28 protein-coding genes and 1 tRNA gene are annotated in these 26,673 nt (G+C 41.9%); 7 read left to right on the forward strand and 22 right to left on the reverse strand.

All coding sequences use genetic code 11. The features are described 5' to 3' along the window. Positions 1 to 5: 5 nt before the first annotated feature. The 3 genes from CE058_RS07085 to CE058_RS07095 form a co-directional block, all read right to left on the reverse strand. Complete coding sequence (locus CE058_RS07085) at positions 6 to 488, reverse strand: DUF2642 domain-containing protein (RefSeq protein ID WP_231593973.1); 483 nt, start codon at positions 486 to 488, stop codon at positions 6 to 8. Between the two features lie 442 nt (positions 489 to 930). Continuing rightward, entirely contained in the window at positions 931 to 1,905 is a 975-nt protein-coding gene (locus tag CE058_RS07090; RefSeq protein WP_163141614.1) for a bile acid:sodium symporter family protein, read from the reverse strand. 4 nt (positions 1,906 to 1,909) lie between these two features. Further along, positions 1,910 to 3,301, reverse strand: coding sequence for an FAD-binding oxidoreductase (locus CE058_RS07095; RefSeq protein WP_048008910.1), 1,392 nt, complete (start codon positions 3,299 to 3,301; stop codon positions 1,910 to 1,912). Positions 3,302 to 3,500: 199 nt separating this feature from the next. On the opposite strand from CE058_RS07095, the gene CE058_RS07100 reads away from it, so the two are divergent. Next, a complete protein-coding gene (locus CE058_RS07100) occupies positions 3,501 to 4,196 on the forward strand; it encodes a FadR/GntR family transcriptional regulator (protein WP_163141617.1) in 696 nt (231 codons plus the stop codon). Between the two features lie 20 nt (positions 4,197 to 4,216). On the opposite strand, the gene CE058_RS07105 is transcribed toward CE058_RS07100, so the two are convergent. Then, a complete protein-coding gene (locus CE058_RS07105) occupies positions 4,217 to 6,265 on the reverse strand; it encodes a DUF4179 domain-containing protein (protein ID WP_163141619.1) in 2,049 nt (682 codons plus the stop codon). Positions 6,266 to 6,428: 163 nt separating this feature from the next. After that, positions 6,429 to 7,340 carry an SDR family oxidoreductase gene (locus CE058_RS07110; RefSeq protein WP_163141622.1) on the reverse strand — a complete coding sequence of 304 codons (912 nt, stop codon included), beginning with the start codon at positions 7,338 to 7,340 and terminating at the stop codon, positions 6,429 to 6,431. A 95-nt stretch (positions 7,341 to 7,435) separates the two neighbouring features. Here CE058_RS07110 and CE058_RS07115 point away from each other — a divergent pair, with 95 nt between their 5' ends. Beyond that, positions 7,436 to 8,404 carry a helix-turn-helix transcriptional regulator gene (locus CE058_RS07115; protein WP_163141625.1) on the forward strand — a complete coding sequence of 323 codons (969 nt, stop codon included), beginning with the start codon at positions 7,436 to 7,438 and terminating at the stop codon, positions 8,402 to 8,404. A 141-nt stretch (positions 8,405 to 8,545) separates the two neighbouring features. Here CE058_RS07115 and CE058_RS07120 read toward each other — a convergent pair whose 3' ends face one another. Both CE058_RS07120 and CE058_RS07125 read right to left on the reverse strand, forming a co-directional pair. Further along, positions 8,546 to 9,040, reverse strand: coding sequence for a YehS family protein (locus CE058_RS07120; protein ID WP_048008915.1), 495 nt, complete (start codon positions 9,038 to 9,040; stop codon positions 8,546 to 8,548). Between the two features lie 178 nt (positions 9,041 to 9,218). Beyond that, a tRNA-Sec gene (locus CE058_RS07125) sits at positions 9,219 to 9,315 on the reverse strand. Between the two features lie 124 nt (positions 9,316 to 9,439). Here CE058_RS07125 and CE058_RS07130 point away from each other — a divergent pair. Together CE058_RS07130 and CE058_RS07135 are read left to right on the forward strand one after the other, a co-directional pair. After that, entirely contained in the window at positions 9,440 to 9,865 is a 426-nt protein-coding gene (locus CE058_RS07130; protein WP_048008916.1) for a DUF2621 domain-containing protein, read from the forward strand. Positions 9,866 to 9,978: 113 nt separating this feature from the next. Further along, positions 9,979 to 10,473 (forward strand): DinB family protein, encoded by a 495-nt coding sequence (locus CE058_RS07135; RefSeq protein ID WP_048008917.1) that lies wholly within the window; start codon positions 9,979 to 9,981, stop codon positions 10,471 to 10,473. Between the two features lie 49 nt (positions 10,474 to 10,522). On the opposite strand, the gene CE058_RS07140 is transcribed toward CE058_RS07135, so the two are convergent. The 3 genes from CE058_RS07140 to CE058_RS07150 all read right to left on the reverse strand — a co-directional run bounded on the left by CE058_RS07140 (position 10,523) and on the right by CE058_RS07150 (position 12,514). Then, positions 10,523 to 11,011, reverse strand: a complete 489-nt coding sequence (locus CE058_RS07140; protein ID WP_048008918.1) for a CcdC family protein — start codon at positions 11,009 to 11,011, stop codon at positions 10,523 to 10,525. Between the two features lie 153 nt (positions 11,012 to 11,164). Continuing rightward, positions 11,165 to 11,524 (reverse strand): response regulator, encoded by a 360-nt coding sequence (locus tag CE058_RS07145; protein ID WP_048008919.1) that lies wholly within the window; start codon positions 11,522 to 11,524, stop codon positions 11,165 to 11,167. Between the two features lie 282 nt (positions 11,525 to 11,806). Beyond that, positions 11,807 to 12,514, reverse strand: coding sequence for a cytochrome c biogenesis CcdA family protein (locus tag CE058_RS07150; RefSeq protein WP_061792602.1), 708 nt, complete (start codon positions 12,512 to 12,514; stop codon positions 11,807 to 11,809). Between the two features lie 316 nt (positions 12,515 to 12,830). On the opposite strand from CE058_RS07150, the gene CE058_RS07155 reads away from it, so the two are divergent. Continuing rightward, positions 12,831 to 13,001: an aspartyl-phosphate phosphatase Spo0E family protein gene (locus tag CE058_RS07155; protein WP_048009069.1), complete on the forward strand. Its 171-nt coding sequence runs from the start codon at positions 12,831 to 12,833 to the stop codon at positions 12,999 to 13,001. Between the two features lie 43 nt (positions 13,002 to 13,044). Here CE058_RS07155 and CE058_RS07160 read toward each other — a convergent pair whose 3' ends face one another. From CE058_RS07160 to yneA, 9 genes are all read right to left on the reverse strand, one after another. Continuing rightward, positions 13,045 to 14,838 carry an ABC transporter ATP-binding protein gene (locus CE058_RS07160; protein WP_163141628.1) on the reverse strand — a complete coding sequence of 598 codons (1,794 nt, stop codon included), beginning with the start codon at positions 14,836 to 14,838 and terminating at the stop codon, positions 13,045 to 13,047. 4 nt (positions 14,839 to 14,842) lie between these two features. Further along, positions 14,843 to 16,591, reverse strand: a complete 1,749-nt coding sequence (locus CE058_RS07165) for an ABC transporter transmembrane domain-containing protein (RefSeq protein WP_163141631.1) — start codon at positions 16,589 to 16,591, stop codon at positions 14,843 to 14,845. 102 nt (positions 16,592 to 16,693) lie between these two features. Beyond that, positions 16,694 to 17,134, reverse strand: coding sequence for a DUF6376 family protein (locus tag CE058_RS07170; RefSeq protein ID WP_048008922.1), 441 nt, complete (start codon positions 17,132 to 17,134; stop codon positions 16,694 to 16,696). Positions 17,135 to 17,268: 134 nt separating this feature from the next. Next, entirely contained in the window at positions 17,269 to 17,484 is a 216-nt protein-coding gene (locus CE058_RS07175) for a YneF family protein (protein ID WP_009330559.1), read from the reverse strand. A gap of 86 nt (positions 17,485 to 17,570) precedes the next feature. Next, on the reverse strand, positions 17,571 to 18,008 hold the full coding sequence (gene sirA / locus CE058_RS07180) for a sporulation inhibitor of replication protein SirA (RefSeq protein ID WP_048008923.1): 438 nt from the start codon (positions 18,006 to 18,008) through the stop codon (positions 17,571 to 17,573). A gap of 298 nt (positions 18,009 to 18,306) precedes the next feature. After that, entirely contained in the window at positions 18,307 to 20,313 is a 2,007-nt protein-coding gene (tkt, locus tag CE058_RS07185; protein ID WP_048008925.1) for a transketolase, read from the reverse strand. Positions 20,314 to 20,536: 223 nt separating this feature from the next. After that, entirely contained in the window at positions 20,537 to 20,770 is a 234-nt protein-coding gene (locus tag CE058_RS07190; RefSeq protein ID WP_009330562.1) for a DUF896 domain-containing protein, read from the reverse strand. Between the two features lie 144 nt (positions 20,771 to 20,914). Continuing rightward, the gene (locus CE058_RS07195; protein WP_048008926.1) at positions 20,915 to 21,562 is read right to left on the reverse strand and encodes a YneB family resolvase-like protein; all 648 of its coding nucleotides are present in this window, start codon (positions 21,560 to 21,562) and stop codon (positions 20,915 to 20,917) included. 9 nt (positions 21,563 to 21,571) lie between these two features. Next, the gene (gene yneA, locus CE058_RS07200; RefSeq protein WP_048008927.1) at positions 21,572 to 21,904 is read right to left on the reverse strand and encodes a cell division suppressor protein YneA; all 333 of its coding nucleotides are present in this window, start codon (positions 21,902 to 21,904) and stop codon (positions 21,572 to 21,574) included. 155 nt (positions 21,905 to 22,059) lie between these two features. On the opposite strand from yneA, the gene lexA reads away from it, so the two are divergent. After that, entirely contained in the window at positions 22,060 to 22,683 is a 624-nt protein-coding gene (lexA, locus tag CE058_RS07205) for a transcriptional repressor LexA (protein ID WP_048008928.1), read from the forward strand. Between the two features lie 282 nt (positions 22,684 to 22,965). Then, entirely contained in the window at positions 22,966 to 23,250 is a 285-nt protein-coding gene (locus tag CE058_RS07210) for a DUF4257 domain-containing protein (protein ID WP_009330566.1), read from the forward strand. A 113-nt stretch (positions 23,251 to 23,363) separates the two neighbouring features. On the opposite strand, the gene glnA is transcribed toward CE058_RS07210, so the two are convergent. From glnA to CE058_RS07225, 3 genes are all read right to left on the reverse strand, one after another. After that, entirely contained in the window at positions 23,364 to 24,698 is a 1,335-nt protein-coding gene (gene glnA / locus CE058_RS07215; RefSeq protein WP_048008929.1) for a type I glutamate--ammonia ligase, read from the reverse strand. Positions 24,699 to 24,800: 102 nt separating this feature from the next. Next, entirely contained in the window at positions 24,801 to 25,208 is a 408-nt protein-coding gene (locus CE058_RS07220) for a MerR family transcriptional regulator (protein WP_048008930.1), read from the reverse strand. A 182-nt stretch (positions 25,209 to 25,390) separates the two neighbouring features. Beyond that, positions 25,391 to 26,662 (reverse strand): methionine gamma-lyase family protein, encoded by a 1,272-nt coding sequence (locus tag CE058_RS07225; RefSeq protein WP_163141634.1) that lies wholly within the window; start codon positions 26,660 to 26,662, stop codon positions 25,391 to 25,393. Between the last annotated feature and the right edge of the window lie 11 nt (positions 26,663 to 26,673).

A 26,673-nucleotide genomic window follows, 5' to 3' on the forward strand; every position in this document is an offset into this window, starting at 1 on the left:
GGCAGTTATTTCTTACTTTCTTTTTTTTCTGATTTCCCTTCTTGCCCAGCTTCCTTCTCTTCTTTTTGAGATTTCTCTTCCCCATAGCTTAGGCCCCGGATATGATACACTGGTAAATGGATAATCTCATCATTACTTATTAGCGTAATGATATCGCCATTCATATTTTCCACTACACCTTCAAGCTTTTCAGGACCTCCTCTATTAATTCTCACCCACTGATACTGGAAATTTTGCATCAAGAGTTCAAATGTTTCACCTGTGACATACTCCATAGCTTGAGAGGATTCAATATTCTCAAGAGTTTCCTGTTTAGTGCTTTCTGTAAAGCTTTTAATGTGCTGGCTTCGCACGTAAACTAATCCATCACCTTCTGACCATAAAACCAAGTAATCAGAAAATACATTCAGGATTTTTCCTGTTACAGAGTCTGGACCTTTTCTATTGATTCTTACTGTCTTTCCAACCATTGAACTTAACATCTCCATACTCAAGTTTCTTCGCCTCCTAAGGATTTTTAAGCTTTTCTAAGCTTTTGTAATATATAAATATGTATCATGGGAGGACATTGTACATGCATTTTGCCTATTATAATTAGCCTATTTTTTTATAAATTTAAGTTTTTATTTGTTGTTAACCGGTTTTTGTCTTACATCAAAAAACTAGATATTAAAAATAAGGGATAATATATTAACTCAAATCCAGAGGAGACATTGCAATTGGTCCATCTCTTTTTTAATTAACAAATGTGAATGAATTTGCAGTAAGTCAAAATAGTTTTTCATTTATTTGCAAAAAATAAGCTGCCCATTTTGAATGAGCAGCTGAAATAGCGGATGATTTAGTGTTTTCTTTTTTTACTAAAAAAAAGCGCTTTGTCCCCTCAGTCAAGATCGTTCCACTGATGGGAAAAGCCCCATTTATTCCTATCTACAACTTCACTTCAACCGGACGAACTGACTTATCCTCTTCACGTAGAACAGCAGGTTTCTTCGACCAATAAGTCGCCAGAATCGGCCCTGAAATGTTATGCCAGGCAGCAGCCAGAACGCTTGGCAGTGCTGCCAGTGGCCCAAAGTGTGCGGTCGCAAGCGCAACGCCAAGACCTGAGTTCTGCATGCCCACCTCAATAGCAATCGCTCTCCGGTTTACTTCATCCTGACCAAGCACTTTTCCTGCAAAGTAACCAAGGAGGAGTCCGAATCCATTGTGGAGCATGACGGCTGTAAAAATCAGAAGACCTGATGCGGCAATGGTTGCCGAATTGCCTGAAACGACTGCAGCTACAATCGTGATAATAGCCGCTACCGAAATAAGCGGTAAAACAGTCAAACTTTTTTCCACGGCTGCGGGGAAGAATTTCTTGATGGCTAATCCGAGAACAATCGGCACAATGATGACCTGGACAATAGACATAAACATGGCAACAGCATCAACCGGCATCCACTGTCCCGCAAGCAGCAGGAGAATCAGAGGTGTCATGATTGGCGCCAGTAAAGTTGAAACGGAAGTCATGGCGATGGACAATGGTACATTTCCCTTTGCCAGATACACCATAACGTTAGAGGCCGTTCCCCCTGGTACACATCCGAGCAAAACAAGTCCCGCTGCCAATTCTGCCGGCAAATTCAAAAGTTTCGCAATGACGAAAGCGACAAGCGGCATGATAATGAACTGTGCACAAACACCGATTAACACAGGCAGAGGTTTCGTAAAGATGATTTTAAAATCGACTGCCTTCAGTGTAAGCCCCATTCCAAACATGACGACACCGAGAAGGATGGTGATATAGCCTCCCAACCCTAAAAATGGGTCTGGAAACATAAAGGCAATAACCGATGTTAAGATAACCCACACAGCAAAATATTTTCCTGCAATGGTACTGACCGCTTCTAATACCTTCATATCATCACGCTCCTTCTTTTGTCTTTAAGATTTTATTTGGATTAAAAAGGTTTTCCGGATCCAGGGCATTTTTGATTTTTTCCATAACCTGAAGCGCCAGACCATGTTCTTTTTGCTGATACTTCTGCTTGCCTACCCCTACACCATGCTCACCCGTACATGTACCGCCCCGTTCGAGAGCATAGAGGACAATTTGTTCATTGAACTTTTCTGCTTTTGCCACCTCTTCGGGATTACTCATATCAATCATCAGGAGGGTATGGTAATTTCCGTCCCCCACATGTCCGACGATTCCTCCAGGAAGTCCCAGTGTATCGACCGCTTCCCTCGCATGGCTGATAGCGCCAGAAAGTTCTGAAATCGGCAAACAAACATCCGTCACCATCATTTTCTTTCCGGGATGGCCATGGATATAGGCATAGGCAAGGTTATGCCTGGCCTCCCATAAGCGATTTCTTGCTGCATTATCGGTTTCAAATTCAATATCGAGACAGTGATGGTCTTCGACTATTTCTCTTGTGAAGGCGACATCCTGCTTCAAACCGGCTTCATTGCCGTGAAACTCCAAAAAGAGTGTTGGACTTTCGTTATAGTTCGTTTCACTGAACAGGTTCACCTGCTTCATGGATGGTTCATCGACAAGCTCAACCCTGGCAATCGGAACACCTGCCTGTAAAATGGAAACAACCGCTTCAACCGCATCGTTTAATGAAGGAAAAGAAGCTCTTGCCGCCGTCACATGCTCCGGAATTCCAAATACTCTTAATGTCAGTTCCGTAAAGCAGCCAAGCGTCCCCTCAGAACCAACGAATAAACCATTCAAATGGTATCCGGATGAGGATTTAGCAGCTAAATTGCCTGTATGTATGATCGTCCCATCAGCAAGTACCACTTCCAGATCACGCACCTGATCACGCATGACTCCATATTTCACAGAAGTAGTTCCGCTGGCATTCGTTGCCGCCATTCCGCCAAGCGTAGCATCTGCTCCCGGATCCACAGAGAAGAACAGTCCATACTTTTTCAATTCCTTGTTGAGCTGTGTGCGGGTCACGCCAGGCTGTACCCTAACAAGAAAGTCATTCTCACGTACTTCCAGAACTTTATTCATAAGCGAAAAATCAATCGTAATTCCATGTTCGTACGGTATCACATGCCCCTCAAGACTGGATCCCAGTCCAAAAGGAACAATTGGAACTTTATATTTGTTTGCCAGCTTCACAATTTCACTGACCTGCTGGGCCGTTTCCGGAAAAACAACCAGGTCAGGAAGACTCTCCATATGGTATGATTCATCCCTGCCATGCAATTCTCTTACTGTCTGATTTTCTGTCACCTGCTGCTCAGTAAGAAACTCTCTTAAAGCCTGCAGGAGGCTCATACTCGCTGTTTCCATCCTATACTCCTTCTTTCTTATTCGGGGAATTTGGTCAAACCAATGTTATAATTGGTCCAACAAGTTACATTAATTATACTAACTTATCAGAAAAATTCAATTATTTATTTTATTATTTTTATAGTATTGATTAATAGATTTTAGGTCTGTTACATTTAGGAAAGTAAGAGAGGCCTATTTTGAAAAGAGGGTACGGGGAATGGCAGAGAAAAAAAAGACCTATCTGGTTCTAGCAGATAAATTGATAGAATGCTATTTGGGAGGAAATCTTAAACCAGGTGAACGTCTGCCTTCAGAAAGAGAATTGGCAGTTCAATTCAATGTCAGCCGGACAACCATCAGAGAGGCCCTTAGAACCCTGGAACTTAACGGGCTCATCGATATCCGCCAGGGAGGCGGAAGCTACGTTAAAGTCGCTGATATCCAATCAAGCAAAGAAGAGATCATCACAGCTGTCAAAGCAGAAAACCCGCTGGTATATGAAATGCTTGAACTGAGGCGTGCACTGGAAGCCGAATCCTCCTTCCTTGCAGCCAGAAGAGCCACCCCGGCAGACCTGGAAAAGCTGCGTATTGCTTTACATAATATGGCGCTGTCCAAACAAGATACCGAGTTAGGGTTAAAAGCAGATCTGGACTTTCACATCGGCATTGCCGAGGCAACCCATAATTCGATTTTCATTGAATTGATCCATACCCTCAAAGGACATATGGAAGAAACCATTAGAGCTACCCAGAATCATCGGTTCAAGGATCTGTCCCGTTACGAGGATACCATTAAAGAGCATAAGGAAATTTATCTGGCTATTGCTTCTGGAAATGGGGATAAAGCAAAGGAATTGATGGAGGGGCATATTACGAAAATCAGGGCGGAACTGGTGGAGTCGATGATTTAGTTAATAAGAAGCAGGCACCTTCAGGTTCCTGCTTCATCTTTTACGATCAACTCAGTATCTAACTCTACTTCATTATCCAAATATTTTGTTGTATTATATCCGAATATATCCAGACTTTTCGGAACCACTTTTTCCCCTTGTATCTTAAAGCTCTGGACTGTAAAGAAATAACGCGGCTGTTCAAGCTCTTCGTAAATGAAAGGTGATTTATTCATATCGTATTCTTTTCCATTTTTATCAACGATAACTCCTTTATAATCCCCTTCCATTGAAATATTTTCTTCCTCAGTCACAATATTAAAATTAAGTGATTCATACGCTCGATTCTTAATTTCATGATTACTTATGACAACTATGCTAGGCTGACCAACTTCAACCTTATCAATGGAAATGGTACTGCCCGCATATTCAAAGGTTTGCGGATATACCTTCGAAGCATCAAGGGCAATCGTTTTATTTTCTACAATTGACAAATAAACACTATCGAATCGAACTTTGACTTCATCGGTTTCTTTTTCAAATAGAGGTTTAAAATGCGCCTGAAACTTGCTCCATCTCAAATCATTCTGTGCATGTACGTATGAGTTCCCGTATAAATCAGCTTCAGCTAATTTATTGTTAATCTCCAGATTTTTAAAATTGATCATTTCGATCCGCTTCTCGGGCTGTTCATTTTTGAGTCCATATTGCAGGATTGTCCCTGTTGGAGCAAGGATTAGCTTATCAATCAGAACTGCTGCTCCCTCAATTTCAACTTCTTCATCCAATGCATACTCGACAGAGGGATTTTTTGTAACAGGAATGTCAAATTTCCACTCCCCTTCTTCGGGCACCATATTCACATATGAACCTGAGGAGTTTCGTTTTAATTTCATAACCTTATTAATATTGAGCTGAATGGTCGCATCATTTTCTTTCAGCGGCCTCAGACTCATTTTCCCATGATAAATGTTCTTTTCCTTTTTATTTAGATCTAGTTCCATATCAGGTGGAAAGTACCTCGGATAGGTATTTGCCACCATTATTTTCATTTCGTCCTCAATAAAAATGCCATCATCAATGTTAATCATATATTGATTGTTCTCAATCGTATCTTCTATCTCATAAAAAATAAGAGTTTGAATCTCATCAGCAATCACACTCTTAATTTTTATTTTAACCCCATTGCTTTCAGCTTCCAGCCCCAGCCTTTCACCTAAATCCTCCTGAAGAAAAACGCGCAGCTCCTGATTTTCTTCAGTCAATGAGTAATAAATCTTTGAAAAAATCCCGGTGAAAAAACCTGTGCACATGAATAAGACGAGGACACTTGCTAAAATAAGTCCAATTCTTTTACGCTTAGTCTTTTTTTGTTTAAGGAGATTTTCCCTTTGTGAGACTCGTTCTTTTACGTTTTCCATGAAACCTGCAGGTACGCTGAATGTCTCAATGGTTTCAGAGAAGTTCAAGATGGTTTCCTGCAGAGCTGCCAGATCATCCTGGCAGTTATGGCAATGATAGATATGCATTTCAAAATCGATTTTCCGCGGCCGTTCCAGTTTTCTTTCCAGGTAATCCACGTAAAGCTTTTGGTATTCCTTGCAGCCCTGATAGCATTCCCCATTTCCCAATCCTTTTCTGAGTAATTGGAATCCTGAAAATAAAAGCTCCTTAATCTCTTCAGGTGACACTTGGAAAAGCTGTGCTGCTTGCTCCCTGGAGAACCCTTTTATATAGGTTAAGACCAGCACTTCTCTTTCCTGCTCTTTTAACTGCTGCAGTGCATGAAAAATGCTTTCCTCTGAAGCTATTAAACTATTTTCAATAGAAAGCTCCCGGCAGATACGTATAAAAATAGATAAAACCCGCAATTCAAAAGATGTACTTCTTGTAAACTTTGGCAGCTCCTTATGCACCTGTAAAATAGCACGATAAAAAAGCTCCTCAATTTTGAGTTGGCTCCCCAGATAGGACCAGCCGATTATATAGAGGGATCGCTGATGCTGATCGAACCATTCAACAATGGATTCTATTTCTTTTACACTTATCGTCAAGGGTAAAACGGGTTTATTTTTTGCTGGGATGATCAAGACCTTTCTCCCCTCTATGCGCCTAATTAGTAATTTACTTGGTCTTATTATAACGTTTAAAGTGATATTATTCACCAAAATTTGGATAAGAAAGTCATATTCCCTGAAACAAATAAAAAACTCCTTTTGCAGAGTCCTGCAAAGGAGTTTTCCCAATGAAAAGCTATCTATATCCCTCAGCATTGGCAGGCTTCCCCGGCTCCTGTACCTCAACCAAATATCTGAAAGCCTCCGGCTGAGAACCATCCAAATCATGAAAATGATACATCTTCGCCAGCTCCCCGCTTGAAAAGGATCCGCCGTTCAATCGTTTTTTATCAGGATCCCTTGCAATGGCACTAATTGCCCGTCCTATATACCTTGGTGTTTCAGATATAACAAAATGAGGCTCCTTTTCGGCGGCATCCTTCCAATTCTCCTCTGTGACCCCATATACCTCGAGCATAATTTCTGAACGCATCCATCCGGGTGAAACAGCAACCGCGGTGCAATCATAAGGTGAAAGTTCGTGGGCCAATGCTTTGGCCATACGGATGACAGAGCTTTTGGCCAAGTCATAATACAGAGACACCCGGTAGCGATCTTGATTATACTCTTCTGTTCCGTCTGTTACTTCGACTACTAATCCCCCTTTGTTTCTGATTAGAAGCGGAAGGGCATAATGACTTGTGATAATATGAGTATCAATCGCCAGACGAAGCATTCTCATTCCCTTCTCCATGGAATGCTCCCAGACGGGAATGTCCCATTCAATCAAATTTTCGCCTCCCCATATATCATTAACGAGGATATCCAGCCTGCCCTGTTCTCTCTCAATCTTTTCAATCAATGACTGCACCTGATTCGGTATAAGATGATCCACTTGAACAGCTATTCCAATTCCGCCCAGCTCACTTACCAATTCAGCTGTTTCTTCAATGGTTTCCTTTCGTCCATATTCCGATATCTTATTTCGTGTTGTACGTCCTGTAACATACACTGTCGCTCCTGCAGCTCCGAGTTCCATGGCAATGCCGCGGCCAGCTCCCCGTGTTCCGCCGGCCACAAGTGCTACCTTCCCTTTTAATGATGTCATTCCGATCTGCCCCCTTTTGTGTTATATCTATACTATAATCATTAATGTTGACATCTAATGTCATAATTAAAACTTTTTTAACAGGAGTGAACAGAATGCGCGCGGACAGACTCATTGCAATAGTATTATTGCTTCAAAATAACGAAAGAATGACTTCAAGGGAATTGGCAAAAGAATTAGAGGTAACGGAGCGGACCATACACCGGGATATGGAAGCCTTGAGCGCCGCTGGCATCCCTGTTCTGGCTGAACGAGGAAAATTCGGCGGCTGGAAACTGCTTGAGAATTACAGAACAAATCTTACCGGGTTAAAAGCCGCTGAAATCAAAACACTGCTTCTCTCCCCCTCCTTTGAGCACCTTGCAGACCTTGGAATCAGCAATGATTGGAAAGAAGCACGCCAGAAACTTCTGGCGGCCATTCCTGCTCCAATGAAAGAGGATGTGAAAGACATTTCCAACCGGATTCATATCGATACCAGCACGTGGAGGCAAACACCACGGGAATTGAAGTCTTTTGGAATCGTCCAGCAGGCGGTTTGGGAGGAGAAAAAACTTCAGATTCAATACGAAAAAGCAGATAAACAGACAAGCGAAAGAATAGTTGAGCCGTTAGGACTGGTCGCCAAAGGGAACACTTGGTATCTTATAGCTGCTTCTGATGCAAAGATAAAAACCTACCGAGTTTCTAGAATTATTGATGCAGTGGTGATTAATGAGAACTTCAGCAGGCCGAATGACTTTGATCTTGCTGACTATTGGCAGGAATCGAAGCAGATATTCATTAGCAGCCTGCCTAAATTTGAGGTGGAAGCGGAGATTTCACCAGCCATTATGGAGCGGATTAATTTTACTGGCCGTTTTGTTCAAGTACTTCATACGGATTCTCCTAAGGAAAATGGATGGATTCCTGTAAGCCTTAGCTTTGATACCGAACAAGAGGCAAGAGAGTATATTCTTGGGTTTGGGGATCAGTTTAAGATTGTACGTCCTGTTTTCCTTAGGAAAATTGTGAGGGAGATGGCTGTGGGTGTTGTTAAGTTATATAAAGAAAATGAGGAATAGCGGAGAAAAGGTTTCACCAGATGACCTGTACATTTCCCACAGAATGGGTCCCATTACTTTATAACCGAGCCTCAATCATTTCTGGGGCTCGGTTTGTTAATGGACTAGGATACATTTAAGAACTATAAATCCTATCTTGCCTTATCCCCTATACTTGATCGTTAGTCCTTTTAAGAAGTTTCTGGAAAAATTGTCTAAGCAAACTTTATAATTTTTATGCCCTTCTTTTCTTAAAAAAGCTCCGAGCTCTCCTTTTGATACGTTTAATCCAGCTTTTTTGAATACATCTATCATGTCTTCTGTCGTTAAGGACAAGGCGATTTTGATTTTCTTTAAAAGGATATTGTTTATGTTTGAATAATTTTCAATGGTCGGTTCTGGCGTATTTGTTTGACCTGGTTTTGGCTCCTGTCTACCTCTCTTATAGATAATAAAGCCATTTAAAAAAGAATTTAACATACTATTTGTCAATTTTATTTGGCTATCAATTTCTTCTTCATCATCAGACTTTTTGAGGATCCTTACCACCTCTGGCACGGACACTTCCTCTCCTCCAAGTTTAAAGATCTCTGCCATTTCACTATTTTTGATTTCTAACGCATATCTCAAACGAATTAATATATCATTATTGTCCATTAATTAATTTCCTCCTTATTTAATGCTCATTGCTGCTTAACTATCTTCAGTCTATCATCACTATAGCCTCACAATACATAGAAAACAGAAACAATTATCTTTGATTACCTAAAAAGAATATATGAAGGGCACAAAAAAACCGCACAGCATCCCACTATGCGGAAGTCATATGTATAGTTGGCGGGACCGCCTGGGAATCGAACCCAGCTAACCTGGCACGCAGGTCACAAGCGGTTTTGAAGACCGTGGAGGGCACCAGCACCCCAATCAGCCCCGTAAAGACTCTTCTTATTATAAGGGCAAATGGTGCTGCTTTCAAGACTTATGCCTCCTTTCTTGTCGTTTGGCGGGACAAGGCTTATAATAAGAACAGGAAAATATGTGTGTAGGTGAAGGAAAATGCTAGAAGGCTGGTTTATGTATTTTATATTGTTCTGGGTTGTCATTCTGATTTCGTTCTTTGCGATTGGCGGCTTTTTTATGTTCCGCAAGTTTTTAAAGCGTATGCCAAAAGAAGATGGCAAATCGGATTTGGATTGGGAAGAGCATTATGTCAATGAAACGCGGCATCTATGGCAGCAGAGAGAGAAGGATCTGTTGGAGGATCTCGTAAGTCCGGTTCCGGAACTGTTCAGGGATGTAGCAAGAATGAAGATTGCCGGTAAAATTGGGGAACTTGCTGTAAATGAAAAGGCAGATCAAATTGATCAGGACCTTCTGATTCGAGGCTATATTCTAGCCACTCCGAAACGGGACCACAAATTTCTGCGCAAGAAATTGACAGAAAAACAGATAAGTATCACACCATATGAACATTTATTCTAAGCCATTTCGGAACGCCGAAATGGTTTTTTATTTTTTCCGCTAGTTAAGAAGGATAGTCACCACCTTTATTGAATAGAAATGGAGAGTAACTCTATCCATAAAGGAGTAATCCAATGACTACAAAAGAAGTCTTATTAAAACAGCTATCCGCCTGCCTCGACCAGCCCAATTGGTTTGTACCGCTATCAGCTGCCATCGGGGAGATATCAGCAAAAGAAGCATCTTACAAGTCGGGAACCGGTAATTCCATTTGGCAGATCGTCACCCACCTTACCTTCTGGAATGACCGCTATCTAACCAGATTCAAAGAAATGCCGCTCGCCCAAACCCATATCGCCAATGACGAAACTTTCAGCACCAATGAATCCGTTACTGAAGAGGATTGGCATTCTGCCATAAAAGCTCTTCAAAACGTCTTGACTGAGTGGATTAAAGCCCTGGAAGAATGCAGTGAAGAAAAGCTTCTCTCCTCCGCCTATAAGGAACCAATCGAATCCTGGTCGTCTGTCATTTCAAACTTAACCATCCACAACGCCTATCACATCGGCCAAATCGTAGAAATCCGGAAAATGTATGGACTATGGGACCCCAAAAATGGAGTCCATTAAATAACAATGTAAAAGCCGCCGAGCGCAATACCCGGCGGCTTTCAATCTATTAAGTTGTTTTGGGATTCCCCGATCCGTTCAGCTCGTGATGAAGCTTCCGGTAATTCAAATACATGGCAATTCTCCACGGTACAATCATCGAAAATGCGAGAATCCAGAACATGCCGCTCAATTGACCATAGTCGATTGTTGAGCTAAGAGCTATTTTTCCAATGATGCGGATCACAAGCAATCCTATTAATATAAAAGCAAATGCTTTGGAGCGCTTCAGATAAATTTCGCTGTCCCTGATTTCAAATGAGGATGTTTTAATTAAAAGCATGGAAAACAGCAATCCAACTGTGGCCGCTTCCAGAATCTCCATTGGAGTAACACGAAAATAAGGAACGGTAAACATAAGAGCACCTGTACTCATAAAAATCGGCGGCAAGATAATTTTCTTGGCCGAAGCCGGCTTTTTTGCAGCCTTCATGCGGATGAACATAGCGAAGATTGCCATAAATACGGCACCGATTGATGAAATTAATACAAAGTCCATTCGATTTCATCCTCTATTTCATTTGATTACTAACCATATTATATCTTAATAAGCTTAATTAAGGTACTCAGAAGGATAAAAGTTCATCAAAAAAAAGCCACTCCAGCTGATACCCGGACACATCCGTATGTCCAGGGTACCCCGAGTCAGCTCTTAACTTAATACCCGATTTACCGCTTCTAGTACACGGCCTTCATCAAATGGTTTTATAATAAAATCCTTCGCGCCTGCTTCAATGGATTCAACCACTACCTTCTGCTGGCCCATGGCTGAACACATGATAACCTTTGCATTAGGGTTGTCCCTCTTAATTTCCCGGACAGCCTCGAGCCCGCTCATTTCTGGCATCGTAATATCCATCATCACCAGATCCGGCTTCAGATTTACGAATAGGTCCACGGCTTCCTTTCCGTTTTCCCCTTCTCCCACAATTTTATGGTCGGCTTTTTTCAGAATGCTGCTCAGCGTAACCCTCATAAACTTCGCATCATCAACTATTAAAATTCTCGCCACCGCTGTTTCCCCCTTGTAGTGCATTGGAAGCTATATCTCTATTATACTACATACATAGTAAAAAATACCCATAAAAACATTTATTAAAACATCTGGCAGAAAGAAAATCATTCCTTTAGAGAGATACATTATTCCACTCCGTAAGAACACATATTTCAATATATCGAACTATCAGATATATTTCAATTGAAAGAATATGACAAATTTCGACCACCTGTCATAGCCCTTTTTCCTTATCACATAAAAAAAAGGCACATTCCTAACTTGAATGTGCCCATGCTCTTAGAAACCAGTAAATCCGCCAAATAACGGTGAAAGGAAGATAATGATTTTTGTCATCCAGTCAAAGAATAAAACTACACCCATGATCATCATCAGCACACCGCCGATTTTCATAATCTTTGCGCTGTTTCGCCTGATCCATTGCATTTTCCCTATGAAGAAGGAAAGAACAAAGAATGGAATAGCAAAGCCAAGAATATAGGCAATCATATAAACCATTGCAGAATTAGGATTTGTGACTGCTAATGACCAGACCGCCCCTAATATTGGACCTGTACATGGGGTCCAGCCTGCAGCGAATGCCATTCCGATGAGAACGGATCCCAGAAGGCCTGATGGACGATTCTTAAATTCAAACCGCCTTTCTTTCATAAGAAATTCGGGCTTAATAATGCCTACAATTAATAATCCAAAGATAAATACAAAGATGGCGCCAATTTGCCTGATTAAATCCTGGTATTGCTGAAAGAATTGACCAAGCAAGGTTGTTCCAAACCCAATGGCGATAAAAATGGCCGAAAATCCGATCAGGAAAAATAGTGTATGAAGCATGCTCCTTCTCTGCATCATCGCATTTTCTTCTTTAATCTCCCCTACAGACATTCCGGTGATATACGATAAAAAAGCCGGATATAATGGCAGGCAGCAAGGTGAAACAAAGCTTAAAAACCCTGCCCCTAATGCAATAAATACATTCAAATCTGTCATAGTCACAACTCCTGATACTCATTCATTCCAATTTCATTCTAACAAATCCCATCTAGAAAAGATAATGGATAGTATGTGAACATTTTGTGTCACCAGCTGTTACTAAAATTCATATTAATTTTCAACATGGAACATGTATTTTTAATGTAAATGTTACTAAAGTTTAAAACAAGTTTCTTTTGAATTTATTACCATAATTCGATATACTAGTATAGATCTTAACAAATTCTGTTATTATCTTTCAGCTTTTGACATGGATTCAAATTGGCAGAGTATAGCCTACATATAAGAAATGATCAGAGAGGAATTATTGGCCGTGTGTAAACAGGAACTGCTTACATTAATCGAACAAAAAAGAACAGAGTTAATTCAAGTGGCCATGAAAAGCGGCTTAAGCTCTGCCGCAGCAATCCGATACAGCCAGGAATTGGATGCCCTATTAAATGAATATAACCGTAGCTTCATAAAAAAAGTGCAGACACATTAAGAAACAGCCATGCAGTAATTGCAGGCTGTTTTTTGTTACTCCATTAACCTGCTGCATCCTCCACTTTTTCAGGAGTTCCATTCTGCAGCAGATACATTTTATGATACAACCCCCGCTTTGCCAGCAATTCCTGGTGCGTTCCTCTTTCTACTATTTCCCCCTGATGAAGAACGAGAATCAGTTCAGCATCCTGTATGGTAGACAAGCGATGAGCAATCGCAATTGTTGTGCGGCCCTTTCTCATTTCTTCCAGTGCTGTCTGAATAGCTTCTTCTGTTTCAGTATCAATATTAGCTGTTGCTTCATCCAGCACAAGAATTTTTGGATTGGCAGCGATCGTTCTTGCAAAAGCAATGAGCTGTCTTTGCCCGCTTGAAAAAGTCGATCCCCTCTCCACCACAGGATGGTCATAACGGTCTTCCAACTTTTCTATGAAAGTATGAGCCTGAACAAACTGAGCCGCAGCTTCAATCTCAGCATCTGTCATGCTTTTATTATGCAGCATGATGTTATCCTTAATCGTCCCGTAAAAAAGGAAAGGATCCTGAAGGACAAGCCCCATTTTTGTACGCAATTCTTCTGCTGGGTAGGACTTAATGCTTATTCCGTCAATGAGTATATCACCGCGTTCATATTCATAGAATCGCATCATTAAATTAATGATAGAGCTTTTGCCGCTGCCGGTATGGCCTACGAGAGCAACGGTTTCACCCGGTTTGGCAGAAAATGAGATGTTTTTCAAAACATCCCTTTTGCCGTCATAGGAGAAGCTGATGTTCCTGAACTCAATCTCTCCCTCGCTGATTTTAGCAGAATTGCAGTCCTCCTGTGCTGGGGCAAGCTCCTTTTCGTCCAGCAGCGCAAACGCTCTTGAAGCCGCAATGATGGCCTGCTGATACATGGAAAGCCTCATCATGATCTGATTCACAGGCTCAAAAAAGCGGTCCAGATAGCTTACAAAGGCATACAGCACGCCGATTTCAATTGGACTGTTAAAAGAAGATATCCCAAAAAAGCTCAATACAATAACAAGTGCCAGAACATAAACAAGGTCAATGGCCGGCCTTAGCAGCAGCCCATCCATTTTGATATTGCGCATCCCTGCCTTATAATGCTGCTCATTAATATCGCCAAATTCCTTGCGCAGCCTTTTTTCCTGTCTGAATACCTGGATGATCGACATTCCCTGCAGTGATTCACTCAGTTTTGCATTCAGCTCACTAAGCCTTTCCCTTAGGTCCTTATAGAAAACAGAGCTGTATTTGCGGTAAGTCCGGATAATCATAAAAAGAATCGGGAGAATTACCAGACAAAACAGGGCAAGCTTCACATTCAGGATAAACATCGCCACAAAGATCCCTGTCAGAAGGAAGGCACCCTGAATGAAGGTAACCAGGACACTGACAAACATATCTTTAATCGCCTCTGTATCATTGGTAACCCGGGAAACAATACTTCCCGCCGGCGTTTTATCAAAGTACTTCAAGCCCAGTGACTGTACCTTTGAAAAAACATCCACACGCAGCTGCTGAATGATTTTCAGCGCGATTTCCTGAAATTTGAGCAGCTGAAAATAGGATACCAGCACATTCATGACCTGAATGCCCAGATAGGCTGCACCGAGGGCAAATAACGGCTCAAAAACCAGATTTCCAGGTGTTAAATAATCATCGATAAAAATTTTGACAAGAATCGGACCCAGGATGTCTCCAATCGTTGTTAAAAGAAGCAGACTGAAGGCAATTGTGATTGTTTTCTTATGCGGTTTTGTATAGGAAAGCAGCCGGAAAAGGACCTTCCGCTGCTCTTTTTCCTTCATAATCGGTGTCTTTTCCATTGACTTATCCCCCATGCTCTACAAGCTCCTCCAGCTGCTGCCGCAGATACATATTCTTATACCAGCCGTCTTCAGCCATTAGTTCATCATGTGTTCCCCTCTGGACAATTCTTCCTTCATCCAGCACCAATATGAGATTCGCATGCTGAATGGCACTCAGCCGGTGAGTAGTAATAATCGTTGTCTTGCCAGCCCGCTCGGCCCGCAATGAAGTAAGAATCGCTTCCTCTGTTTTGGCATCAACAGCAGAAAGGGAGTCATCCAAAATCAATACTTCCGGATTCATCATAAGTGCCCTTGCAATGGAAATACGCTGCTTCTGCCCTCCGGAAAGGGAGACCCCTCTCTCACCTGCAACAGTCTTATAATCTTCTGTAAATTGAAGAATATCTTCATGGATATTGGCCAGTTTCGCAGCCGCATAAATATCTTCAAGGTCTGCATTCGGTCTCGTGAAAGCTATATTTTTAGCAACTGTTGCCGAGAATAGGAAGTGCTCCTGCGGGACATAGCCAATCGCTTCTCTCAGCTTTCCGACTTTATAGCGGCTGATAGGTTGTCCTGCAAAAAGAATTTCCCCTTTATAGCCTTCAAACTCCCTGAACAATAGCTTAAGCAGTGAAGTTTTGCCCGCACCCGTTTTACCTGCTATGCCGAGAGTATCTCCTCTTTCCAGCCTAAAATGAATATCCTTAAGCAGCATTTCCTGTTCACCCGGATAGGCGAATTCCTCAATCCTGTACTCAATATCACCGCTTGGAACTTCATTGATGCCAGTCTCATCATCCTTTATATCGATTTCTTCTGCAAGAAGAGCAGAAACTCGATCATAAGAGGCTCGGCCTCTTTCGACAATGTTGAACAGCCAGCCAAAAGCGAGCATCGGCCAAATAAGGAGACCCAAGTAAGTTGTAAATGAAACCAGCTGCCCGATTGTCAGCTCTCCTGCAATGACATATCTTGATCCAAATGCAATAGATAAGAAGAAAGAGATTCCTACAATAATACTGATCGTCGGATCAAACAAAGAATCAATCTTTGCAACAGAGATGTTCTTTTGCACTACATCTTCAGACTGCCTGCGAAAATCTTCTATATCTTCTTTTTCCTGGCCGAATGTTTTAATCACCTTAATCCCTGAAACACTTTCCTGAGTTTTGTCATTCAGTGAAGAAAAAGCCGCCTGTGCTTTGTGGAACCGTTTATGAAGGAGTGTTCCATACCAGCTTGTGAGAAGTGCCATGAAGGGCATTGGAATCAAACAGATAAGCGTCAGCTTCCAGCTGATTGTTGCCGCCATGGCGATTATAACGAAGCCGCCTGTCGCCAGAGAATCGACAAAGGTTAGGACCCCAGCCCCAGCCGTCTGCTGAATGGCCTGCAGATCATTGGTCGCATGTGCCATCAAATCACCTACCCGCTTTTTCTGGTAAAAGGTTTGCGACATATTCGTGAAATGCAGATAAAGCCTGTTGCGCAGAAGTTTGGACAGCTTAACGGCAGAACCGAAAATCATAATGCGCCAATAATAGCGAAGGACATACATCATGAGGGCAACAACTATCAGAAGTCCAACCCACAAGATTAATGCTTGCGCATTCAGCTGACCATTTTTAATTGAATCGACAACAATCCCAACTACCTTTGGAGGAACCAGCTGCAGCAGTGCCACAAATAACAACAGAATAATTCCGTTTACATAAGCCTTTTTCTCCTGTTTAAAAAACCACATTAAATCATAAAAAACTTTCATACCTCATCCTCCGAAGTCCATAATAGCTTAAATAGTTTATCAAATATTGAGAAAATAAGGAAGATTTTTTCACACAACAAAAAAAGCACCCGGATGGATGCTTTATTGCCCTAATGCTTCTATGCGGTTTATCAGGCTTGTTGCCTCATTAATCGGAGTAAACAGCTCAGAATTCTCCAGCTGATCCAGTGCAAGGCTGCCGTTCTCCAAAACTTTATTAATTTCTGCCAGCAACGCTTCATTCTGGGTCACAAGCTCCTGGTGAATATCCTCTGCCAAGGTCGGGATATCCTGAATGGCGATAAATTCTTCAACTTCCTGCTTAAGTGTCATCAATCTGTCTTCTAGTTCCTGCTTTAATGCCGGATCTACTGCCGCATCCTGAATCATTTGCGGCGCCTCTTCGGCAAAGTCGCTTAATGTATTGATATGCTCAGTCGCTTCATTAACATAGTCAATGGAATTATTCACTTCACCTAAGACGGAACAGCCGCTTAATATCATGGAAACGGTAAGGAGCCCTATTAGTATTACTTTTTTCATTTTGCTCGTTCCTTTCACGATTTGTCATAGTATATATACGGTCTGTTTCAAAGAAGGTTTCATTCTGAAAACAAAAAACCACCTTTCTGTTATTGTAACAGAAATGTGGTTTCCGATGGGATGCTTGTCCCTGATTACTTGCCAGTCTGCTTGTTCATGGCATTCATCATTTGGTTGATCTTCTTTTGAGATGGCTTCATGCCCATTTGCATCATCATCATTTTAAGCATTTGTTCATTAATTGGCGGATTTTTCTCAAGGTAGCTCATCATATATTTTCGAGCAATGAAAAATCCTAGTGCTACACCGGCAAGAAGCGCCAGTACACCAACTAGAATGTACATACCCATACTAACTTCCTCCTTCATGTTGTCTATCATACAGTGTACTAGACCAAAGGTTATTATACAATATTTGCTTCAGTTTTTCTCTTATTTTAGACGAACTTTCTCTCTTTTATCGGTTTTAGCCACCCATAGCGCTTATGCTGGAGGTCAACAGCCAGAAAGGAAGACTCGCTTTTTCGCAGCACTTCGAAAAAAACTGTCTCTGCCTCATAGCTGCCAGCCGCTTCTAAAACCAGACTCCGTTCAAAAACTTCGAGCTTAGCCCTGCTTCTTTTACTCATCTCTATATAGTATGCACTTTTTTCTATGATAAAGTCTTTTTTTCTCTGGAGCTGCTGGTGGATATATTGATGCACTTTTAAACCCGGGATTGGCTTAGTCACAAAATCAATTTGCTTCGATAGAATAGCCTTCATTTCACCTGACGAACGCTCATACTCTTCAAAAAGCTGAAAAAACATCCGCTCTCTGCCAAAATAATGGGACGCAAATTCATCTTCTATTAAATACAATTGATAAGCTCTCATCTGGCCCCTCCTTCCGGGACAATCCATTTCTTTCAATTATAAGTAAACGAATTCAAGGAATGTGTCTGAAGATGTTAAAAACTTTCACTAATTTTGTCGAAAGCGAAGAATTCAGTTGATTATGAGGATTCTTGGTGGAAGAACATCTGCTGTTTGACTCTTTTACAAATATTCACTATTGCATATTCCCCGATTTGATTAATGGTAATCTTGTTTTTTTGATGACGGCTGAAATACTCACTGTCTTTAATGGCGTAAAAAAAGGAAGAGCCTCTAGGCTCTCCCTTCCAGAATATCATTATCCCTGCAGCAAGGCTTTAACACGTGCTACAACGTTGTCTACGGTGAATCCGTATTCTTCCATAATTCTTTCACCTGGTGCAGATGCACCGAAGGTATCGATGGCAAGAACATCGCCTTCGTCTCCTGCATAGCGGTGCCAGCCAAGTGAAGATCCCATTTCAATGGCAAGACGTTTTTTGACTGTCTTAGGAATTACGCTTTCTTTGTACTCTTTTGATTGAGCTTCAAAGCGGTCCCAGGCAGGCATGCTTACTACAGATGCATGGATGCCTTCACCTTCAAGCGCTTTTTGAGCTTCAACTGCAAGGCTGACTTCAGATCCTGCAGCAAGCAATAATACATCTGCATTGCTGTTAGAAGCTGGAGATACAACATATCCGCCTTTTTGAACGCCTTCGTATGCCGCTGAATCCGTTCCTTTCAATGTAGGCAGGTTTTGACGAGTCAATACTAATGCAGTCGGCTTGTTTGTTGATTCGATTGCTGTTTTCCAGGCAGCTGCTGTTTCGTTTCCGTCAGCAGGACGGACAACAGATAGGTTTGGCATGGCACGAAGTGCAGCAAGCTGTTCTACAGGCTCATGTGTTGGGCCGTCTTCACCGACAGCGATACTGTCATGTGTAAATACATACGTTACAGGCAGGTTCATAAGAGCAGCCAGACGAATTGCGGGGCGAAGGTAATCAGAGAACACGAAGAATGTTCCGCCGAAAACATTTAATCCGCCGTGTAGCGCCATTCCATTCAATGCTGCACCCATTGCAAATTCACGTACACCGAACCAGATGTTGCGGCCATCAAAAGATTCAGCCGTAAAGTCACCCGTCCCTTTTATCATTGTTTTGTTAGAGCCTGCAAGGTCTGCAGATCCGCCAAAGAATGAAGGCAGATTCTGAGCGATAGCATTTAGCACTTCTCCGGAAGAAGCGCGGCTGGCAAGGCTCTTTCCTTCTTCATAAACAGGTATGTCTTTATCCCAGCCTTCAGCAAGCTCACCATTGATCGCCTGCTCCAGCTGTTTCCCTAACTCAGGATGAGATTCCTTGTATTGAGCAAAAAGGTCTTCCCATTCCTGCTGCTTTTTCGCACCGTTTTCAACAACTTGCTGCTTAAAGTGATCATATACTTCCTGTGGAACATGGAAGTCTTCTTCAAATGTCCATTTATAAGCTTCTTTTGTTAATTTCAACTCGTCAGCACCAAGAGGAGCGCCATGCACATCAGATTTGCCTGATTTGTTTGGAGAACCATAGCCGATGACCGTTTTCACTTCTATCATTGTCGGGCGGCTTTCATCCTGTTTCGCTTCTTCAATTGCTTTTGCGATTTCGTGAAGATCATTGCCGTCTTCTACACGGATGTACTGCCAGCCGTATGACTTGAAGCGCTGTTCAACACTTTCAGAGAAGGACTTATCAAGGTCTCCATCAAGTGAGATATCATTTGAATCATAAAGAACAACCAATCTGCCCAACTTCAAGTGGCCGGCAAGGGAAGCAGCTTCAGCCGAAACGCCTTCCATAAGGTCTCCGTCACCGCAGATGCTGTATGTATAATGATCAACAACATTGAAGTTGTCTTTATTGTATGTTGCAGCCAAGTGGCGTTCAGCCATAGCCATACCGACAGCCATAGCAATACCTTGTCCTAATGGGCCTGTTGTTGCGTCAACACCAGGTGTATGGCCGAATTCAGGGTGACCGGGCGTCTTGCTTCCCCACTGTCTGAACTCTTTAATGTCATTCATGGAAACATCATATCCGGAAAGATGAAGAAGGCTGTATAAAAGCATAGAGCCATGTCCGGCAGAAAGAACAAAACGGTCACGGTTGAACCATTCTGGATTTTTCGGATTGTGGTTCATGAAGCGTGTCCAAAGTGTATAAGCCATTGGAGCAGCTCCCATTGGCATGCCCGGATGGCCGGAGTTCGCCTTTTCAATGGCGTCAATTGATAAAGTACGAATGGAACTGATGGAGAGTTCATCTGTGTGATTAAACATTCAATACATCCTTTCGAGTAGTAATTCTTCACTCTTTTAATATTATCGGGTGTCCCTTTTTTTCACAACCAATAGGGTCAGGTAAGGGACAAAAAAAGCCGGTTTGTTACTATATTGACACAAAAAGATCCGGCATATGTAAAAAAAGCGGAGATAGTCAGTATTGCCATCTCCTCTATTAAAAGAAGGAATACAGCGCAGTGTATCCCTTGCAATTATATTATTAGTGAAGGCGGTTTTTATTTTGGAATTCTTTCAGTTTTTTCGGAGTTACATCGTTCCCTTTCGGGTCAACGATTGTAACGCCCTTCAGCGTGTTTAACATACCGGAGCGGAAAGTCTCCAAATACTCTTTGCGGAGAGAAGTCTGTTCTTTCGCTTCTGCTTCTGTTAATCCGGATTCCTTGGCCTTCTTTGCCAGTTCATTAATTCGGGCAAGTTTTTGTTTTGGCAGCATATATTAAAGCTCCTTTATATCAAAAGTTTACCTTTGAATAATTCTGATGGAAGTTTTTATTATACAGCAGCTTCAGATATGGAACAATACTGAAACTCAAATGCCATCATACTAAAAATGAGCACTTTTGACAAGAAAAGTGCTCTACTCAGCATGTGAATCAATATGTTCTTTATACCTTCTATGGACAGTTGCTTTGGAAATATTATAGCCAAACCCTCTAAGCGTCGCAGCAATTTCAGCAAACGTTAACTCGTTTTTCCTCAGCCGGACAATTTCCTCTATTGGCACTTCTATTCTTTCCCTGCCACCATTTGCACCCTGATTACTTAGGTTTTTCTCGGGCCTGTATCCTTTATCAACAGCCCTCTGCATGCCGCGTCTGATTTTGATGTTATGCAGCTTTCTCTGATACTCCTCTACCATCCCTACAATGCTAAGCACCATCGAATCTGATTCCGAAAGCTCCAGCTTTCCGTTATTAGAAATGCTGTATAATTGGACTTCTTCTTTAAAGATGCAATGGAGAATCGCAATCTTGGCATTTCCCCTCCCCAGCCTGGTTTCATCCTGGATGAGAACAACCTTAATATCCTTTTTTTTAATTAAGTCTAAAAGTTCCAATATACCGTCTCTTTCGAGATCGTATCCGCTGGCCTGTTCGCGGATGACCTTGACTACTTCAAAGTCATGCTTTTCTGCCAGGTTCAAAAGCTCTTCTTCCTGTCTTGAAAGGGAGGTTTCCTGAGTATCCTTTGTTGTACTAACTCTGCAGTAAATTATTGCTTTCATAATTTCTCCTTATTTGTTAAGGTCTGAACTCGCAAGCTCTTTATATGGCTGGTCATCCAAGGCTTTTACTGGAATAACAATTTCATCACCTGGAAAAATCCTTCCTGCCGCTATCCCATTATTTCGTTCTACCCAATTTATAAATTGATCTGTTGTCAGAGAATGCTCAGCAGAAAAATTTTCAGCAATCTCCCATAAAGAATCACCTTCTGCAACAGTGACTTTCACAAACTTTTCCGTATCAGGTGTTTCGATCTGCACAAGCATTACAAACGATGCTGCCAAGCTTAAAAAGAAGAGAATAATAGCATAAGAATATGATTTCCACAATTTGTTCAGCATAATATACCACCTCAAAAGAATGTATGTTCGTATTCGCTGATTTCATTATAGACCGAACATTTGTTTCGTGTCAATATAAATTCGAACTTATGTTTGTATCAAATGGTAATTGATGCTATAATTGAGACAACAAAACACATACGAGGTGCGTAAAGATGGTGAAATTATCAAAAAGACAGCAAGACATATTGGAGTTCATAAAGGAAGAAGTTAAATTGAGAGGTTATCCCCCTTCTGTAAGAGAAATCGGGGAAGCAGTGGGCCTTGCTTCAAGCTCGACCGTTCACGGTCATCTCGCCAGGCTTGAAAGCAAAGGGCTGATCCGCAGGGATCCTACTAAACCACGCGCCATTGAAATTTTAGATTTGGACGAGGCTTCTAACATTCCCAAGGTCAGTGCAGTCAACGTTCCGATCGTCGGTAAAGTAACTGCAGGGCAGCCGATAACGGCAATTGAAAATGTTGAAGAATACTTCCCTCTTCCGGAAAGAATGGCACCTGCTGACGAGCATGTATTCATGCTTGAGATCATGGGCGAAAGTATGATTGAAGCAGGAATCCTTGATGGAGACTATGTAATCGTTAAACAGCAGAGCACTGCCAATAATGGGGATATCGTGGTTGCCATGACAGAGGAAGATGAAGCAACTGTCAAGAGATTCTTTAAAGAAAAAGATTTTATCCGTCTGCAGCCGGAAAACTCGACAATGGAACCAATTATCCTCCGCAATGTTTCTATTCTTGGCAAGGTTATAGGCGTATACCGTCATATGCATTAATAGATTGTAATAAGCAGGCACCTCTGCCTGCTTTTTGTTTTTTCCATTTTTAAGAAGGTTATCAGTTCTTATTACCTGGTACTATCAGTTAAATCCTACGAAAGTAACTGATACTTTTCTTTTAGCATAAGGTTACAGTCATGTATGACTAATTTATTGTTCAGAAAATTCGGTATTTTTATGCATGTTATTTTATAGTTACTTTCTATATAATGGTAATACACCGAGAATCAACCTAAGGTCGCTTGTCCAAAATCTCGACTTTAGGAGTGTGAAGAAAAGATGTTTTTGAACATTACCTTCGCTTTGTTGATTGGTGGGCTGGTTGGTGTCGTTGGACATATTCGGAAAGAAGGCAAAATGGTTAAACCCAGAAGGACAAAGAAATTCATCTATCTGGGGGTCTTTGAAGAGGTAATTATGGGGGCTTTAGCGGCTGTTTTTTTGGTCGTATCTTCAGATCCTGACTCTGCCTTAAAGGTAGTTCTACTGGCGGTGATTGCAGGATTTGGAGGAGATGCACTGCTGACATGTCTCGATTTCTTAAAGATAAGACACAAAGAATAGAGAGATGCAGAGAAATAGAAATTGGTTAAAACCTCGTTCATTTGAAAACGGGGTTTTTGCATTTTTCACATTAAAAACCCCTGACTTTATCAGCCAGGGGTTTTCATATTTTCTTAGTACATGCTCAGGTACTGCTCGCGCTCCCATGGATGCACTTGCGTGCGGAACATATCCCACTCGATTTCTTTCGCCTCAATGAAATGTTCAAAAATGTGATCGCCGAGAGCAGAAACAATTACCTCATCTCTCTTTAGTTCTTCAAGGGCTGCTGCCAATGTAGGAGGCAGATCCTTGATTCCCTCTTCCTCACGCTCTTCTTTTGTCATGACATAGATATTGCGGTCCACTGGAGCAGGAGGAGTCATTTTATTTTTGATTCCGTCCAGGCCAGCTTTTAATAATACAGCCATAGCAAGGTATGGGTTTGCAGCAGGGTCAACGCTCCGCACCTCAACACGTGTACTTACTCCGCGGGAAGCAGGGATACGGATGAGAGGTGAACGATTTTGTGCAGACCAGGCAACATAGCAAGGTGCTTCATAACCAGGAACCAGACGCTTGTATGAGTTAACGATAGGGTTTGTCACAGCTGTAAATGCAGTTGCATGGTTCACGATACCAGCAATAAAGTGGCGGGCATCATCACTTAATTGAAGATCGCCGGTTTCATTGAAGAATGCATTTTTTCCATCCTTGAAAAGTGAAACGTTGCAGTGCATTCCGGATCCGCTGACTCCGAATAATGGCTTCGGCATGAATGTCGCATGCAAGCCATGCTTGCGGGCAATGGTTTTAACAACTAGCTTGAATGTCTGAATTTGGTCACAAGCTGTTAAAGCATCCGCATACTTGAAGTCGATTTCATGCTGGCCAGGTGCAACCTCATGGTGGGAAGCTTCAATTTCAAAGCCCATTTCTTCCAGCTCAAGTACGATATCACGGCGGCAGTTTTCGCCAAGATCAGTTGGAGCAAGGTCGAAGTATCCGCCATTGTCATTTAGTTCCAGAGTCGGTTCCCCTGCATGGTCAAGCTTAAATAGGAAGAATTCCGGTTCAGGCCCTAAGTTAAAATCAGTGTATCCAAGGTCTTCCATTTCTTTAAGGATGCGTTTTAGGTTGCTGCGCGGATCGCCAAGGAATGGAGTTCCATCTGGATTATAGATATCACAAATCAGACGTGCCACTTTGCCTTTTTCAGCAGTCCAAGGAAATACAACCCAAGTATCAAGGTCTGGATATAGATTCATGTCAGACTCTTCAATGCGCACAAAACCTTCGATTGAAGATCCATCAAACATCATTTTGTTATCCAGCGCTTTTTCAAGCTGGCTGATTGGAATTTCCACATTTTTAATTGTTCCAAGGATGTCCGTAAACTGTAAACGGACAAATTTCACATTTTCCTCTTCTGCAATACGTTTAATATCTTCTTTAGTAAACTTTGCCAATGGTAGTTCCTCCCTTAAATTTACATGATTGATTTATTTTTTGCTCTGTTAATGCGTGCTCGGAAATCCAAGACATTATCAACGAGCTTAAAAACGACCTTCTTAATGGAAAAAGCGGTGGATGTTGCCCTGCCGGGATGAAGAGCGATTAAAACGCCCTGCCTGCACAATTTCCTTGCGAAGAAGTTTCCTGATTTCTTCATCCGATAGATCGCGTCTCGCTTTTTCAGCTTCTTTATTCATGGTTTCAGTTAGCGCTTGCTGTTCTTTAACGAAAAATAGCTGCTTGATCCCGGCCATATTTACGCCTTGATCAATTAAATCTTTGATTTCCAGAAGGACATCGATGTCGTTCAAGGAAAAAAGCCTTCTATTTCCGTCAGTTCTAGCTGGAGAAATTAATTGGTGTTCTTCATAGTAGCGAATCTGCCTTGCAGTCAAGTCAGTCAGCTGCATGACGGTACCAATTGGGAAAAGCGGCATGGAACGTCTAATTTCGCTTCCAGTCAACTTTTTCTCCCCCTTTTCAATTACTTCTTGAGTTTATTATATGTAATGTCAGAAAATGTGTCAATACTATGTTAGATTTTATGACATGATTTTTTCAAAAAATTTTTGCCTTTCATATTTTCATATAATTCTCAGTAAAGCAAAGGGACAGCTAACTATGTAGCTGTCCCTCTTATATTTACCTAATTTATTTGGACTAAACCTTTTTCCAGCAATTGGTTCAGCGCGATGCATACAGCCATTTTCACATGAGAATAAGTCAGCCCGCCCTGAACGTATGCAACGTATGGAGGCCTAATAGGTCCATCTGCCGTCAGTTCAATGCTTGCACCCTGAATAAAAGTCCCTGCTGCCATAATTACATCGTCTTCATATCCAGGCATATAAGCAGGATAGGCAGTTACATGGGAATTAACAGGAGATGCAAATTGAATCGCCTGGCAAAATGCCACCATTTTTTCTTTATCATTAAATTGGACAGATTGAATTAAATCAGTTCTTTTACTGTCCCATTTTGGATTAGAGTTCATTCCAAGCCGCTCAAGCAGTGCTGCTGTAAAAACAGCTCCTTTCAATGCCTGGCCGACAACGTGTGGAGCTAGGAAAAAGCCCTGATACATTTCCTGAAGGCTGTACAGGGACGCACCCGCTTCTGCACCAATTCCCGGGGATGTCATTCGGTAGGAACATGCTTCCACCCATTGTTTCTTCCCGACAATATAACCCCCAGTCTTGGCGATCCCGCCGCCAGGGTTCTTGATTAGCGACCCGGCCATCAAATCTGCCCCAACATGGCAAGGCTCCCTGTCCTCTACAAACTCCCCGTAGCAATTGTCAACAAAAACAATCACATCCGATTTAATTTCTCTTACAAACTGAATCATTTCTTCTATTTGTTCAATTGTAAAAGATGGTCTTGTTGCGTATCCTTTAGAACGCTGAATGCCAATCATTTTCGTGTTCGGCCTGATGGCTTTTTCAACCGCAGAGTAATTGATGCTTCCATCGCCATTCAGCGGGATGCTATTGTACTCAATGCCGAACTCTTTCAGCGAGCCGCTGCCTGTTCCCCGGATTCCAACGATTTCTTCCAGTGTGTCATATGGCTTGCCTGTTATGTACAGCAATTCATCACCCGGCCGCAATACGCCAAAGAGTGCAATGGAAATGGCATGGGTGCCTGAAATAATCTGAGGACGCACTAATCCGGCTTCCCCGCCGAATACTTCTGCATATATTTTCTCCAATGTATCCCTGCCGATATCATCGTAACCGTAACCGGTTGATGGAATGAAATGAGAATCGCTGACTTTGAAATTTTGAAAACTCTTTAATACACGGAATTGGTTCTCATCAATCCGCTCATCAATGGTCTTTAATACTTCTGAAATTTGCTGCTCCACTTCTTTTACAATCGGCTGCAGCTTTTCTCCTTGTGATAACTGTTGAAACATGATGTTCTCCT

Origin of the sequence: Bacillus sp. 22-7 (assembly GCF_010628845.1) — a bacterium.
Lineage (GTDB): Bacteria > Bacillota > Bacilli > Bacillales > Cytobacillaceae > Cytobacillus > Cytobacillus firmus_B.